Source organism: Burkholderia sp. BCC1638 (assembly GCF_902833195.1).
Lineage (GTDB): Bacteria > Pseudomonadota > Gammaproteobacteria > Burkholderiales > Burkholderiaceae > Burkholderia > Burkholderia diffusa.
The window spans coordinates 29855-45065 of sequence record NZ_CADFEC010000021.1; the positions used below are offsets into that span (position 1 = coordinate 29855).

The window sequence follows — 15211 nt, forward strand, 5'->3', positions numbered from 1 at the left end:
CGGTGTTTACTGCATCACCTGCAGGTATTGCTGGCCGAACGCTTGCTGACCGGCCGCCATCTTGCCGAAGTCGACCGATTTCGCCCGGGCATATTCGCTCGCCGGCAGGAACTTCGCGGCGACGTCGGCGCCGAGCGTCTGCGCGCGCACCGGACGCAGGTATGCGTTGGCCCACAGCTTCTGGCCTTCGTCGGACAGCACGAAGTCGAGCACCTTCCTGCCGTTCGCATCGTGCGGCGCGCCCTTGACGAGGCTCATCACATACGGCACCGCGATCGTGCCTTCCTTCGGAATCACGAACTCGACGTTCGCGTGATCCTTGTACTTCGCGCGATACGCGTCGAAGTCGTAGTCGAGCAGGATCGGAATCTCGCCGGACACCACGCGCGCATACGCGGTCTGCTTCGGCACGATCGGCGCGTTGGCCTTCAGCTTGCGGAACCAGTCCAGCGCCGGCTTGAAATTGTCGAGGCTGCCGCCGAGCGCCTGGTTGACGGCGACCGCGCCCGCATAGCCGACGAACGCGCTCGACGGATCGAGGTAGCCGACCATGCCCTTGTATTCGGGCTTCAGCAGGTCGGCCCACGAGCGCGGGACCGGCTTGCCGTCGAGCGCGTCCTTGTTCACGAAGAAGCCGAGCGTGCCCGAGTGGATCGCGAACCAGTAGCCCTGCGGGTCCTTCAGGTTCGCGGGGATGTCGTTCCAGTGCGCGGGCTTGTACGGCGCGATCACGTCCTTGTCCTTCGCCTGGAAGGCCGACGACACGCCGAGATAGACGACGTCGGCGACCGGGCTCTTCTGCTCGGCGATCAGCTGCGCGATCGCCTGGCCCGAGTTCTTGTTGTCGAACGGCACGCGGATGCCGGTCTTCTGCTTGATCGCCGCGATCTGCGCGGCCCAGTCGGCCCATTCGGGCGGGCAGTTGTAGCAGATCGCGGTTTCGTCTGCGTGGGCAGCGGGTGCGAACGCGACGAGCGCGGCGCAGGCGATGGGTGCCGCGAGCACGCGCAGCAGCGAGGTCAGGCGAAAGGACACGGTGGGTCTCCGGGCGGGGTAAGGGTATGTCGCCGCGCCGCGCACGCTGGCGCGGCGCGCGCGTTCAGGCTTGGTGAAACTGAAGGTGGGCGGCCGGCGGCGCGACCGTCGCGCCGTCGCGCACCGTGTGCGGCAGGATCAGCGACGTACGCTCGATCGTCGCGCCGCCGATGCATTCGACGAGGCGTTGCCATGCATGGCGGCCGATGTCCTGGTTCGGCGTCGCGACGCTCGCGAGCGGCGGCGCGAGCAGCTCGCCGATCGCGATGCCGTCGAAGCCGAGCACCGACAGGTCGTCGGGAATCGAGAAGCCCGCGCGGCGCAGGCCACGCATGACGACCATCGCGAGCAGGTCGTTGCTGCAGAAGAGGGCGGTCGGGCGCGTGGCCTGCGCGGTGAGGTGCGCGAGCACCGCGTCGGGCAACTCGGCCGCGTTGAAGTCGACTTCGACCGGCGGCAGCGTCGCGACGCCGGCTTCCTCGAGTGCCTGCGCGTAGCCGAGATGGCGCTGGCGTGCGCGATCCGACGCGGCGAGCGAGCCGGCCAGCATCAGCACGCGGCGATGGCCGCGCGCGGTCAGCAGACGGACGCCGTCATAGGCGGCGCGGCGGTTGTCGACCGACACCGACGGGCGGCGTTGCGTGTCGTTGTGCATCAGCACGTAATGCGGGCCGTCGCGGTCGAGCATGTCGAGCAGCGGATGCGTGTCCGCATCGGCGACGGTCAGGATCAGCCCTTCGACGCGCTGTTCGCGCAGCGTCTCGATCGCATGGCGCTCGCGTGCCGCGTCGTATTCGGTCGTCATCAGGATCAGCTTGAATCCGGCCGCGGTCGCGAGTTCGTCGATGCCTTGCAGGCAGTCGGCGAATACCGGGTTCGACAGCGTCGGCACGACGACGCCGACGAGCCGCGTGCGCTCGCCGCGCAACTGCCGGCCGAGCGGGCTCGGGCGGAACTGCAGCGTGTCGATGGCGGTGCGGATCGTCGCCAGCGTGGCGGGGCTGACGGTGTGCGGCGCGTTGATCGCGCGCGAAACGGTGGCGATCGAGAAGCCGGCGAGCGCGGCGACGTCCTTGATGGTCGGGGTCATGAAGTTACGCGATGTAAACGTTTTCGGCGGGAAAATTATCGAAAACGTTTGTGACTTCGCGATGACGTCCGAGCCGTTTGTTTCGCCAAAAACACGATACAAACCTCAGACGTTTGACGCCCGGCGAGCGGGGCGGATTCGATTGTATCGGCGGATGCTGCGGCGCGGGACGAAATCGATGAAGGTGTCGCGTCGATGTCGACGACGGCGGATGAATCGGGGTGCGGACGGTGCGGGCCGACATGCTGCATCGCGATGCAATGCGCGTGAATCGGCTAACGCATGTGCAAGCAATGGTAGAATCGCGTCCGCCCTTTTGCCGGGGTGATGAAATTGGTAAACATAGCGGACTTAAACGATTGAGTGCCCGGCCGGAAACGGTCGGTGCAGAACCCTTCAAATTCGGCGAAACCCCTGACGCGCGAGGCGCATCGAGGCAACGCCGAGCCAAGCCTCGCGGTACAGCTCGCGCGAGGAAGGTGTAGAGACTAGACGGGGGGCGCCTAAGGCGCACGGGTGGCGATCACATCCGCGCGAGACGGCGAAGGCATAGTCCAGCGCACGAACGGTTTCGTTTCGACGACGCCGGCTTTGAAAGAAGCAGTGTGACGAAAATCCGCCGCCTTGATTGGCTTGCCGGTTCAAGTCCGGTCCCCGGCACCATATTCGCTTCGATGCGATTTCACGAAGCTCGGAAGACCCGCGAGAAACACGTTTCTCGCGGGTTTTTTTGTTTCCAGGTCCTGCTCGGATGTCATTCGCGTTCGCGGGCATGCGGGTGCATGCCGGCGTAGCGATACGGGCTGTCACGAATCGTACGTCATCGCCCTCGATGAAGTGGTCTTGGCCACCGTGCTATCCGGTTTCCGTACCGAAAAACAGTCTCCGTTCCGGAGAGCACCTTTCCGCTGCCGGTCACTAACAGTGGAAAAACGGCTCATTACACTGCGCCCGTCGCATCGCGGGATACATCGACGCGGCACGCATTCGCAGCGCGCAAGCATTGCGACCAGCAAACGAGAGACCTGGGGGGTAAATCATCATGAACAAGCGTTGGGGGATCATCGTGCCCGCCGTGTTGCTTGCCACCGCCGCGCATGCACAAAGCAGCGTGACGCTCTACGGCAAGATCGAGGACGGTATCAACTACACGAGCAACGCACGCGGTCACGGAACCGTGCAACTGCAAAGCGGCTACGATTACGGCAGCCGCTGGGGCATCAGGGGTACAGAGGACCTCGGCGGAGGCTACCAGGCCATTTTCACGCTCGAGAGCGGCTTCGACGTCAACAACGGGAAAATGAGCCAGGGCGGCCGGGAATTCGGCCGTCAGGCTTTCGTCGGCATCGCGTCGGAGCGTTACGGCACCGTGACGTTCGGCCGTCAGTACGATCCGAGCGTCGACATTTTCTCGCCGCTCACCGCGAACGGAAACTGGACGGGCTATCTGTTTGCGCATCCGTACGACAACGACAACACCGATTATTCGTTCCGGGTGAACAACGCGGTGAAATACGTGTCGCCCGTGTGGCACGGGATTACCGCGGAAGCCATGTACGGATTCAGCAATCAGGCGGGCGGCTTTGCGAACAATCGTCTGTACGGCGCCGCGCTGCAATACCAGCAGGGCGGGCTGACGGTCGGCGCGTCGTATTTGAAGATCAACAACGCACGCAATGCCGATACGACCGGTGCGATCACCGGCGACAACACGTTCGACGCGTCGTCGCAGCAGAACATCGGCATCGGCGTGAACTACGCGTTTGCGAATGCGCTCGTCGGGTTCGCCTACTCGCACGTGGATGTATACGATCCGACGTCGAATGCGTATTTCACCGGGACGACGCAGCCGACCGGCGGCGCATGGACTGCGTGGAAATTCGATAACTTCGAGGTGAACGGGCTCTATCACTTCACGCCCGCGTTGTACCTTGGCGCGGCTTACACCTATACGCAGGCTCGTGTCGCGTCGACGGTCGGCGCGTTCAATCCGAAGTGGCATCAGTTGAGCACGAAGCTGAATTACGACATGTCGAAGCGCACGTCGGTGTTCGTAGAAGGGGTCTATCAGCACGCGATGAACGCGCACACCGGGACCGACTTCGACTACGCGTACGTTCCGGGCGCGGCCGACATCTCGTCGGGCCCGAACCAGTACGTCGTGCGTGTCGCGCTGCTGCATCATTTCTGACATGGCTGCCGGTCGCGGGCGCCGTTCGCCAGCCATCGCATCGGCGTGTGCAACGCTGCCCGCGGTGCAGCGTCGCTGCGACGAACGTGACGCCATGTGATACTTGGAACACGCGTTGCGCCGCACGCATGTGCGTCACCGGCGCACGCACCTCCGCCGAGCGCTTTCAACACAACTTGCCTGTCGCAACACGTTCCGCCATGACCGATTCGAACTATCACTATTACGAACCCGCACAAGGCCACGGCCTCCCGCACGATCCGCTGAACGCGATCATCGGCCCGCGTCCGATCGGCTGGATTTCATCCCGTGGCGCCGACGGCACGGTCAACCTCGCGCCGTACAGCTTCTTCAACGCGTTCAACTATCGTCCGCCGATCATCGGCTTTTCGAGCACCGCCGCGAAGGACAGCCTGCGCAACGTGCAGGAAACCGGCGAGTTCGTCTGGAACCTCGCGACGCGCGACCTTGCCGAGCGGATGAACCAGACTTGTGCCGCGGTGCCGTACGGCGTCAACGAATTCGAACTCGGCGGCCTGACCGCGATTCCGTCGCGCCTCGTCGACGTGCCGCGCGTCGCGCAAAGCGGCGTGAACTTCGAATGCAAGGTGACCGACGTGATCCGGCTGCGCGATCATCGCGGCGTCGAGACGCCGGCGACGCTGGTGCTCGGCGAGGTCATCGCCGTGCATATTCGTCATGACCTGCTGAAGGACGGCATCTTCGACACGTTCGGCGCCGGCATCATCCTGCGCGCCGGCGGCCCGTCGGCCTACGTGCACGTGACGCCCGACAGCCGCTTCGACATCGCGCGTCCCGACGCGTGATTCATCGGCCGCCGGGCCACCCGGCCGGCCAGGCGGGCGCGGAAGCGCCCCGACGCACCGAGACCTCGCCGGGATCCAGGATTTCGCGGGGTCTTTTGCTTCGTATCGTCCGACATGACCGGCGTGTACCGATCGGCCCGGCCCGATACGCACGCTCCACCGGCCGTTGACGCAGCGCAGCACGGGCGACCTGCGTTCGCGCCGCCGCCACCATCGATCGTCCGTCGACATCCGCCATGGCAAATCTGCTCACCCGGAGCGAGCGGGTTGGTCATCGACGTTTCGCGCCATAAGGCATAGATTTCCAAGGTTGGCGTGCTTATCCGCGCGCCAGCTCGCGCGTGAGCCGGCAACCGGCCGCGCGCTTCCATCAGCGTGAGACACAATCGAGCGTGGAGACGACACGATGAGCCTGTCAGAGCCATTGCGTCTGCATGTGCCGGAGCCCACCGGGCGTCCGGGCTGCAAGACGGATTTTTCCTATCTGCATCTATCGCCGGCCGGCGCGGTTCGCCGCCCGCCGATCGACGTTGCGCCGGCGGACACCGCCCATCTCGCCCGCAGCCTGGTGCGCGTGCTCGACGACCACGGCGAAGCCCTCGGCCCGTGGGCGCCGGACCTCGACGATGCGCGCCTGATCGCCGGGATGCGCGCGATGCTCAAGACCCGCATCTTCGACGCGCGCATGATGATCGCGCAGCGTCAGAAGAAGATCTCCTTCTACATGGTGAGCCTCGGCGAAGAGGCGATCGGCGCCGCGCATGCGATGGCGCTGCGCCACGGCGACATGTGCTTCCCGACTTACCGCCAGCAAAGCATCCTGATCGCGCGCGAGGTGTCGCTCGAACGGATGATCTGCCAGTTGATGTCGAACGAAGGCGACCCGCTGAAGGGGCGCCAGCTTCCGGTCATGTATTCGGACCGCGAAGCCGGCTTCTTCTCGATCTCGGGCAACCTCGCGACGCAGTTCATCCAGGCGGTCGGCTGGGCGATGGCGTCGGCGATCAAGGGCGACACGAAGATCTCGTCCGCATGGATCGGCGACGGCGCGACCGCGGAATCCGACTTCCACACCGCGCTGACGTTCGCGCACGTGTATCGTGCGCCGGTCGTGCTGAACGTCGTCAACAATCAGTGGGCGATCTCGACGTTCCAGGCGATCGCGGGCGGCGAGGGGACGACGTTCGCCGGGCGCGGCGTCGGCTGCGGCATCGCTTCGCTGCGCGTCGACGGCAACGACTTCCTCGCGATCTACGCGGCGTCGACCTGGGCGGCCGAACGCGCGCGCCGCAATCTCGGCCCGACGCTGATCGAGTGGGTGACCTATCGCGCCGGCGCGCACTCGACGTCGGACGATCCGACGAAATACCGGCCGGCCGACGACTGGGCCCATTTCCCGCTCGGCGATCCGATCGCCCGCTTCAAGCAGCACCTGATCGCGAAGGGCATCTGGTCGGACAGCGCGCACGACGCGCTCACGGCCGAACTGGAAGCCGAGGTGATCGCCGCGCAGAAGGAAGCGGAGAAGTTCGGGACGCTGGCCGACGACCGGATTCCGTCGCCGGCCTCGATGTTCGACGACGTGTACAAGGAGCTGCCCGCGCATCTGCGCCGTCAGCGCCAGGAACTGGGAGCGTGATCATGGCGCAACATGAAACGACGACGGCATCGGCGCAGCCGATGACGATGATCCAGGCGCTGCGCTCCGCGATGGACGTGATGCTCGGCCGCGACGACGACGTGGTCGTGTTCGGGCAGGACGTCGGCTACTTCGGCGGCGTGTTCCGCTGCACCGAGGGCCTGCAGGCCAAGTACGGCAAGTCACGCGTGTTCGATGCGCCGATCTCGGAAGGCGGGATCGTCGGCGCCGCGGTCGGGATGGGCGCGTATGGATTGCGGCCGGTCTGCGAGATCCAGTTCGCGGACTACTTCTACCCGGCGTCCGACCAGATCGTGTCCGAAGGCGCGCGGCTGCGCTATCGCTCCGCAGGCCAGTTCACCGCGCCGATGACGATCCGGATGCCGTGCGGCGGCGGCATCTACGGCGGCCAGACGCACAGCCAGAGCCCGGAGGCGATGTTTACGCAGGTCTGCGGATTGCGCACGGTGATGCCGTCGAATCCGTACGACGCGAAAGGACTCCTGATCGCCTCGATCGAGAACGACGATCCGGTGATCTTCCTCGAGCCGAAGCGCCTGTACAACGGGCCGTTCGACGGCCATCACGAACGTCCCGTCACGTCGTGGCTCAAGCATCCGGGCAGCGCGGTGCCGGAAGGCTATTACACGGTGCCGCTCGATACGGCCGCCGTCGTGCGGCCCGGCAACGACTTGACGGTGCTGACGTACGGCACGACCGTGCACGTGTCGCTGGCCGCCGCCGAGGAGACCGGCATCGATGCGGAAGTGATCGACCTGCGCACGCTGTGGCCGGTCGATCTCGACACGATCGTCGCGTCGGTGCGCAAGACCGGCCGCTGCGTGGTGGTGCACGAAGCGACGCGCACCTGCGGCTACGGCGCCGAGCTGGTGTCGCTCGTCCAGGAGCACTGCTTCTACCATCTGGAAGCACCGATCGAGCGGACGACGGGCTGGGACACGCCGTATCCGCACGCGCAAGAATGGGCGTATTTCCCCGGCCCGGCCCGGGTCGGCGAAGCGTTGCGACGCGTGATGGAGGCCTGAGATGGGGATTCATGTCATCAAGATGCCGGATATCGGCGAAGGGATTGCCGAGGTCGAGCTGGTGGCCTGGCACGTGCAACCGGGGCAGACGATCGCCGAAGACCAGCCGCTCGCCGATGTGATGACCGATAAGGCGGCGGTGGAAATTCCGTCGCCGGTGGCCGGCAAGGTGCTGGAGCTCGGCGGGCGGATCGGCGAGATGATGGCGGTCGGCAGCGAGTTGATCCGTCTCGAAGTCGAAGGCGACGGCAACCTGAAGTCGGGCGCGAAGGCGCGCGAGGCCAGCGCGGAGGTGGCGCAGCCTCCGGCGGCGGTCGATGTGCGTGCGGAGTCGTCTTCCGTCGATGAGGGATCCGAAACACATGCGTCGCCGAAGGCGACGCCGCACGCCGCGTCCCGCGCGCCGGCCGAGCCGCGCCGCGCGGAACATGCGGTGCCGCCGCGCGCGGCACTGGCGCCGGGCGAACGGCCGCTCGCGTCGCCGGCGGTGCGCCAGCGCGCATGGGACATGGGCATCGAGCTGCGCTACGTGCGCGGCACCGGCGAAGCCGGGCGGATCCTGCATGCGGACCTCGATGCGTATGCACGCACGGGCGGCGGCGCGGCACGCGGATCCCAAGCGCGCGGCTACGACGAGCGCAACGACGAAACCGACGTGCCGGTGATCGGCCTGCGGCGCGCGATCGCGCGCAAGATGCAGGAGGCGAAGCGCCGCATTCCGCACTTCACCTACGTCGAGGAGATCGACGTCACCGAGCTCGAATCGCTGCGCGCCGAGCTGAACCTGCGCCACGGCGACACGCGCGGCCGGCTCACGCCGCTGCCGCTGCTGATCCGCGCGATGGTGATCGCGCTGCGCGACTTCCCGCAGATCAACGCGCGCTACGACGACGAAGCCGGTGTCGTCACGCGCTACGGCGCGGTGCACATGGGCGTCGCGACGCAGACGGACAGCGGCCTCACGGTGCCGGTGCTGCGTCATGCGGAAGCGCGCGACGTGTGGTCGATCTCGGCGGAAATCGCGCGGCTCGCCGACGCGGTGCGCGCGAACCGCGCGCAGCGCGACGAGCTGACCGGCTCGACGATCACGATCTCGAGCCTCGGCGCGCTCGGCGGCATCGTGTCGACGCCGGTGATCAACCATCCCGAGGTCGGCATCGTCGGCGTGAACCGGATCGTCGAGCGACCGATGATCCGCGACGGCGCGATCGTCGCGCGCAAGATGATGAACCTGTCGTCGTCGTTCGACCATCGCGTCGTCGACGGCGCGGACGCGGCCGAATTCATCCAGGCCGTGCGCGGCGTGCTCGAGCGTCCGGCGCTGCTGTTCGTGGAGTGAGAACGATGAAGAACGAACACACCACGTTGCTCGTGATCGGCGGCGGGCCGGGCGGTTACGTCGCCGCGATTCGCGCGGGGCAGCTCGGCATTCCGACGGTGCTCGTCGAGCGCGAACGGCTCGGCGGCACGTGCCTGAACATCGGCTGCATTCCGTCGAAGGCGCTGATCCACGTCGCCGACGCGTTCGAGCAGGCGTGCGGGCAGGCCGGCGACGGGATGCTCGGGATTCGCGTGCGCACGCCGGAGATCGACATCGCGAAAAGCGTCGCGTGGAAGGACGGCATCGTCGAGCGGCTCACGCGCGGCGTCGGCGCGCTGCTGAAGAAGCACGGCGTGCGCGTGCTGCACGGCGACGCGCGCGTGGTCGACGGCAAGACGGTCGACGTCGTGGCCGGCGACCACACGACGCGGATCGCCTGCGAGCATCTGTTGCTCGCCACGGGCTCGGAACCGGTCGCGCTGCCGTCGATGCCGTTCGGCGGCCACGTCGTCTCGTCGACCGAGGCGCTGTCGCCCGCGTCGTTGCCGAAGCGGCTGGTCGTCGTCGGTGCCGGGTACATCGGGTTGGAACTCGGATTCGTTTATCGCAAGCTCGGCGTCGACGTCGGCATCGTCGAGGTGGCCGAGCGCGTGCTGCCCGCATACGACGCGGAACTCGCGAAGCCGGTCGCCGATTCGCTCGCGCGGCTCGGCGTCGGGCTCTGGCTGGGCCACAAGGTGCTGGGCCTCGCGAGCGACGGCGCGGTGCGCGTGCAGGCACCCGACGGCGCGGAGAGGACGCTGCCGGCCGATCGCGTGCTGGTCGCGGTCGGCCGCCGGCCGCGCGTCGACGGCTTCGGGCTCGAATCGCTGCCGCTCGATCGCAATGGCCGCGCGCTGCGCATCGATGACGAATGCAGGACGTCGATGCGCAACGTATGGGCGATCGGCGACGTCGCCGGCGAGCCGATGCTCGCGCATCGCGCGATGGCGCAGGGCGAGGTGGTGGCCGAGCTGATCGCCGGACGCCGCCGCAAGTTCACGCCGGCATCGATCCCGGCCGTGTGCTTCACCGATCCCGAGGTCGTCACGTCCGGCTGGTCGCCCGACGACGCGAAGGCGGCCGGCGTCGACTGCATCGGCGCGTCGTTCCCGTTCGCGGCGAACGGCCGCGCGATGACGCTGCAGGCGACCGACGGCTTCGTGCGCGTCGTCGCGCGGCGCGACACGCATCTGATCGTCGGCTGGCAGGCGGTCGGGCGCGGCGTGTCGGAACTGGCCGCGGCGTTTTCGCAGTCGCTCGAGATGGGCGCGCGGCTCGAGGACATCGGCGGCACGATCCACGCGCATCCGACGCTCGGCGAAGCGATGCAGGAGGCCGCGTTGCGCGCGCTGGGGCATGCGTTGCATGTGTGAGCATGCGTCGGCATGCGCGGCCGCTCGAAGCCCCGCCACGGCGGGGCTTTTTTGCGTGCGCGGGTGACGGGCAGGACGCGGGTTGCGGTTGACCCTCCCGCGCGGACCGTTCATCGTGTCGATTCCACGCCGATTCACCGGCCTCACACGGAATGACTTGCCATGAACTGTTGCTCGTCGGCGCGACCGGACTCGTCGGGCGTCACGTCCTTGAAGCCGCGCTGGCCGATGCGCGGGTGGACCAGGTCGTCGTGCTCGCGCGCCGGCCGTTGACGCCGCATCCGAAGATGCGCGCGCTGGAGGTCGACTTCGATCACCTGCCCGAGGCGGCCGACTGGTGGCAGGCCGACGCGGTGATCTGCACGCTCGGCACCACGATGCGCGTCGCGGGCTCGCAGGCCGCATTCCGCCGCGTCGATCACGACTACCCGCTCGCGGTCGCGCGTCTCGCGCACCAGGCCGGCACGCCGACCTACGTGCTGAATTCGGCGCTCGGCGCCGATCCGGACTCGCGCATCTTCTACAACCGCGTGAAGGGCGAGGTCGAGCGCGCACTCGCGGGCATCGGGTTCGCGTCGCTCACCTGCGTGCGGCCGGGCCTGATCGGCGGCAGCCGCGACGAATTCCGGTTCGGCGAGAGGATGCTGGTGCTTGCGTTGAGCGTCGCCGGGCCGCTGCTGCCGCGGAAGTGGCGCGTGAATCCGGCGCCGCGCATTGCCCGCGCGCTGCTCGACGCCGCGCTCGATGCGCGTCCGGGCGTGCATGTGATCGGATCAGATCGGTTGGCCTGAACCGGAACGGGCGACGACGCCATCAAGCGGGCCGAACGGTTGTAAGACTGTTTCGTCACACCACGCAAAAGCGGCATATGACGCGCACGCTGACCTACGATGAAGACATCGCGTCCATCGTCTGCCCAACCGTGTGCACGCACTACCGCGCCCCTGATGAAGACCCGGGTATCAGCGAGCTGAGGATCGGCATCGGCGACCTGTTTCGCCGCGAGCCGTGGGAACCCGACGTATATCCGGATTACGCGGCACCCATCGCGCGCGCCGACGGCGACGGCCTCGCGGTCGTCGGCGCGGTGTTCGGCTTCTGGCCGAAGTTCATGCAGCCCGAGCGTCTCGACGAGAACGGCCGCAAGCGAAAGAAGCTCGATACGGTGAACGCGCGCGCGGAAACGGTCGGTTCGTCGCGACTCTACGGCAACGCCTGGCGCAACGGCCAGCGCTGCCTGATTCCGGTGCGCTGGATCTTCGAGCCGTGCTACGAAACGGGCCGCAATGTGTGGCACCGGATCGGCGTCGACGGCTGGCAACCGTACTGCGTCGCCGGCCTCTGGCGGCGTTACGAAACGGTCGATGGCCGCGAGCGAATCGGCATGACGATGCTCACGGTCAATGCCGACGATCATCCGCTGTTCGCGCGCATGCATCGGCCCGGCGACGAGAAGCGGGGCGTCGTGATCCTGCGCCGCGACGACTACGACGAATGGCTGCACGCGCGCGACATCGAGGCGGCGCGGCGCATGCTGACGCTCCTTCCCGCCGGCGACATGGTCGCCGCACCCGATCAGGCGTCGCCCGCCGGCGCCTGAGTTTTCGTTTTCCCGGCATTTTTCATACGGTCGACCGACACCTGCGATCGCCGGATGCGCTCCGTTTTCCCGGACGATCCGGAAAGCTGCCGGACACCGGGTAATCACCGATATCTGCCGGGTTGTATATACAAGATCATCCGCTGGCACTGTCGGCCACGGGGCGTGCCGGCTGCGCGCCAGCGTGCGCACCGTGCGTGGCGCGTGTCCCGGCGATTCACGGCGCGCCGCACCCGACGAGTCGAAAGGGCGGCTCGGCACGTTCCCCGTCTCGTCCAAACCGTTTGCGATCCTCAGTATCTTGGAGATTTTCCCGTGTCAACGAATCCCAGTGGAAAAGCCGGTGGTCTGATCGAGGTACGCTCGATCGATTTCATTCCCGACGCCGAACGCCACGGCGGCCTGTTGAGCCAGTTCACGCTGTGGCTGTCGGCGAACATGCAGATCACGGCCATCGTCACGGGGGCGCTGGCGGTCGTGCTCGGCGGCGACGTGTTCTGGTCGCTGGTCGCGCTGCTGCTCGGCCAGCTCGTCGGCGGCGCGGTGATGGCGTTGCACGGCGCGCAGGGGCCGCAACTCGGCTTGCCGCAGATGATCTCGAGTCGCGTGCAGTTCGGCGTCTACGGCGCGATGATTCCGATCGTGCTCGTGTGCCTGATGTACATCGGTTTTTCCGCCAGCGGCTCGGTGCTCGCCGGGCAGGCCGTCGCGCAACTGCTGCACGTCGACGACGCGGCCGGCATCCTGCTGTTCGCGGCCGTGATCGTCGTGCTGACGGTGTTCGGCTATCGCGCGATCCACTTCGTCGGCCGGATCGCGAGCGTGGTCGGCATCGTCGCATTCGTCTACATGTTCGCGCAGCTGTTCGCGAACCACGACGTCGGCGCGCTGCTCGCGAACCGGCACTTCTCGCTCGCGAGCTTCCTGCTGTCGATGTCGCTGTCCGCGTCGTGGCAGATCGCGTTCGGCCCGTACGTCGCCGATTATTCGCGCTACCTGCCGCGCTCGACGTCGTCGGTCGCCACGTTCCTCGCGGTGGGCCTCGGCTCGGTGATCGGCGCGCAGGCGGCGATGGTGTTCGGCGTGTTCGCGGCCGCGCTGGCCGGCAGCCAGTTCGCGCACCATGAGGTGTCGTATATCGTCGGGCTCGGCTCGACGGGCGCCGTGGCTGCGTTGCTGTATTTCACCATCGCGTTCGGCAAGGTGACGGTGACGGCACTCAACGCGTACGGCAGCTTCATGTCGATGGCGACGATCGTCAGCGGTTTCCGCGGCAAGGGCGCGGTGTCGTCACGCAGCCGTCTCGTGTACATCTTCGGGATGATCTGCGTGTCGACGCTGATCGCGCTCGCCGGCCGCCATTCGTTCCTGAAGGAATTCACGGCGTTCATCCTGTTCCTGCTCGCGTTCTTCACGCCCTGGAGCGCGATCAACCTGGTCGACTACTACTGCTTCACGCGCTCGCGCTACGACGTGCCGGCGCTGTCCGATCCGGACGGCCGCTACGGCCGCTGGAACGTGATGGCGATCACGATCTACGTGGTCGGCATCCTGGTGCAACTGCCGTTCATGTCGACCCACATCTACACGGGGGCACTCGTCGACGCGCTCGGCGGCACCGACATCTCATGGATTCTCGGCCTCGTCGTGCCGGCCGGGCTGTACTACGTCGGCGCGCGTGCGTCGCGACGCAGCATCCCCGAGCGCCTGATCCTGCCGCTCGAACGCGGCGAGGTTCACCACTGAACTGACTGACGCGTCGCGTTGCGTCGCCCGCCGTGCCGGCCGGCAGCCGTACGGATCGCCGCGTGCTTACGAACTCGCGGCGACCGGCGCGCGGCGGCGCTGGATCATCTGCAGCGCAACCAGCGCCAGCCCGGCCGCGGCGATCAGCCCGCCGACGAGCGGCACCGCCGCGTAGCCGAAGCCGGCCGAGATCGCCGCGCCGCCGGCTGCCGCGCCGACCGCGTTGCCGAGATTGAACGCGCCGATGTTGACGGCCGAGGCGAGGCCCGGCGCGTCGTGTGCGGCACGCATCACGCGCATCTGCAGCGGCGGGACCACCGCGAACGTCGCGACACCCCAGACCAGCAGCGTGACCGCCGCACCGACATGCGTGCGGGCGAGCAGCGGGAACGCGGCCATCGTCACGATCAGCAGCACAAGGAAGCCGATGAGCGTGCCGTCGAGTGAGCGGTCGGCGAGGCGGCCGCCGGCGATGTTGCCGATCGAGAAGCCGACGCCGATCAGCACGAGCATCGCGGTGACGAAGCCGGGTGTCGCGCCGGTCAGGTGTTCGAGCGTCGGGGCGACATACGTGTACAGCGTGAACATTGCGCCGGCGCCGAGCACCGTGGTCCCGAGCGCGCCGAGCACGACGGGGCGCGTGAGCACCGACAGTTCGGCACGCAGGTTCGGCATCTTGCCGGCTTCGCCCTTCGGCAGCGCGGCGAACAGGCCGGCGATGGCGATCAGGCCGAGCGCGGCGGTCGCCGCGAACGACATGCGCCAGCCGATCATCTGGCCGAGCCAGGTCGCGGCCGGCACGCCGCCGACGTTCGCGATCGTGAGGCCCATGAACATCGTCGCGACCGCGCTGGCCTGCTTTTCACGCGGCACGAGGCTCGCCGCGACTACCGAGCCGAGCCCGAAGAACGCGCCGTGGTTGAGGCTCGTGACGAGCCGTGCGAGCAGCAGCGTCGTGTAGTCCGGCGCGACGGCCGACAACAGGTTGCCGATCGTGAAGATCGACATCAGCGCGATCAGCGCCGAGCGACGCGACCATCGCGCGAGCAGCAGCGTCATCAGCGGCGCGCCGACCATCACGCCGATCGCATACGCGCTGATCAGCATGCCGGCCTGCGGAATCGACACGTGTACGCCGTCGGCGATCACGGGCAAGAGGCCCATCGGCGAGAACTCGGTCGTGCCGATGCCGAATGCGCCGGCGGCAAGCGCCAGCAGCGGCAGCGCGGCGCTGCCGCCCGGGCGGGAATGGGAAGAGGTCGTGCTGTTCACGCGATGGGCTCCTGCAAGCATTGGGCAAC

Annotated in this window: 12 protein-coding genes; 9 read left to right on the top strand and 3 right to left on the bottom strand. The window is 67.3% G+C overall.

The features are described from left to right. Nucleotides 1-6: 6 nt before the first annotated feature. Together HWX22_RS22385 and HWX22_RS22390 are read right to left on the bottom strand one after the other, a co-directional pair. On the bottom strand, nucleotides 7-1035 hold the full coding sequence (locus HWX22_RS22385; RefSeq protein WP_175916414.1) for an ABC transporter substrate-binding protein: 1029 nt from the start codon (nucleotides 1033-1035) through the stop codon (nucleotides 7-9). Between the two features lie 64 nt (nucleotides 1036-1099). Next, nucleotides 1100-2125, bottom strand: coding sequence for a substrate-binding domain-containing protein (locus HWX22_RS22390; RefSeq protein WP_175909617.1), 1026 nt, complete (start codon nucleotides 2123-2125; stop codon nucleotides 1100-1102). 1042 nt (nucleotides 2126-3167) lie between these two features. Here HWX22_RS22390 and HWX22_RS22395 point away from each other — a divergent pair. The 9 genes from HWX22_RS22395 to HWX22_RS22435 all read left to right on the top strand — a co-directional run bounded on the left by HWX22_RS22395 (nucleotide 3168) and on the right by HWX22_RS22435 (nucleotide 13910). Then, a complete protein-coding gene (locus HWX22_RS22395; protein WP_175916415.1) occupies nucleotides 3168-4316 on the top strand; it encodes a porin in 1149 nt (382 codons plus the stop codon). A gap of 200 nt (nucleotides 4317-4516) precedes the next feature. Then, on the top strand, nucleotides 4517-5143 hold the full coding sequence (locus HWX22_RS22400) for a flavin reductase family protein (RefSeq protein WP_175916416.1): 627 nt from the start codon (nucleotides 4517-4519) through the stop codon (nucleotides 5141-5143). Nucleotides 5144-5549: 406 nt separating this feature from the next. Continuing rightward, a complete protein-coding gene (locus HWX22_RS22405) occupies nucleotides 5550-6782 on the top strand; it encodes a 3-methyl-2-oxobutanoate dehydrogenase (2-methylpropanoyl-transferring) subunit alpha (protein WP_175909611.1) in 1233 nt (410 codons plus the stop codon). 2 nt (nucleotides 6783-6784) lie between these two features. Continuing rightward, complete coding sequence (locus HWX22_RS22410; RefSeq protein ID WP_059465554.1) at nucleotides 6785-7828, top strand: alpha-ketoacid dehydrogenase subunit beta; 1044 nt, start codon at nucleotides 6785-6787, stop codon at nucleotides 7826-7828. 1 nt (nucleotide 7829) lies between these two features. Next, on the top strand, nucleotides 7830-9167 hold the full coding sequence (locus HWX22_RS22415) for a dihydrolipoamide acetyltransferase family protein (RefSeq protein WP_175909609.1): 1338 nt from the start codon (nucleotides 7830-7832) through the stop codon (nucleotides 9165-9167). 5 nt (nucleotides 9168-9172) lie between these two features. Beyond that, nucleotides 9173-10564 carry a dihydrolipoyl dehydrogenase gene (gene lpdA, locus HWX22_RS22420; RefSeq protein WP_175916417.1) on the top strand — a complete coding sequence of 464 codons (1392 nt, stop codon included), beginning with the start codon at nucleotides 9173-9175 and terminating at the stop codon, nucleotides 10562-10564. Nucleotides 10565-10716: 152 nt separating this feature from the next. Continuing rightward, a complete protein-coding gene (locus HWX22_RS22425; RefSeq protein ID WP_175916418.1) occupies nucleotides 10717-11355 on the top strand; it encodes an NAD(P)H-binding protein in 639 nt (212 codons plus the stop codon). 131 nt (nucleotides 11356-11486) lie between these two features. Beyond that, nucleotides 11487-12164, top strand: coding sequence for an SOS response-associated peptidase family protein (locus HWX22_RS22430; protein WP_175909713.1), 678 nt, complete (start codon nucleotides 11487-11489; stop codon nucleotides 12162-12164). Nucleotides 12165-12479: 315 nt separating this feature from the next. Next, entirely contained in the window at nucleotides 12480-13910 is a 1431-nt protein-coding gene (locus HWX22_RS22435) for a cytosine permease (protein ID WP_059523535.1), read from the top strand. Nucleotides 13911-13976: 66 nt separating this feature from the next. Here the strand turns inward: HWX22_RS22435 and HWX22_RS22440 are convergent, their stop codons facing one another. Further along, the gene (locus tag HWX22_RS22440) at nucleotides 13977-15182 is read right to left on the bottom strand and encodes an MFS transporter (RefSeq protein ID WP_175916419.1); all 1206 of its coding nucleotides are present in this window, start codon (nucleotides 15180-15182) and stop codon (nucleotides 13977-13979) included. Between the last annotated feature and the right edge of the window lie 29 nt (nucleotides 15183-15211).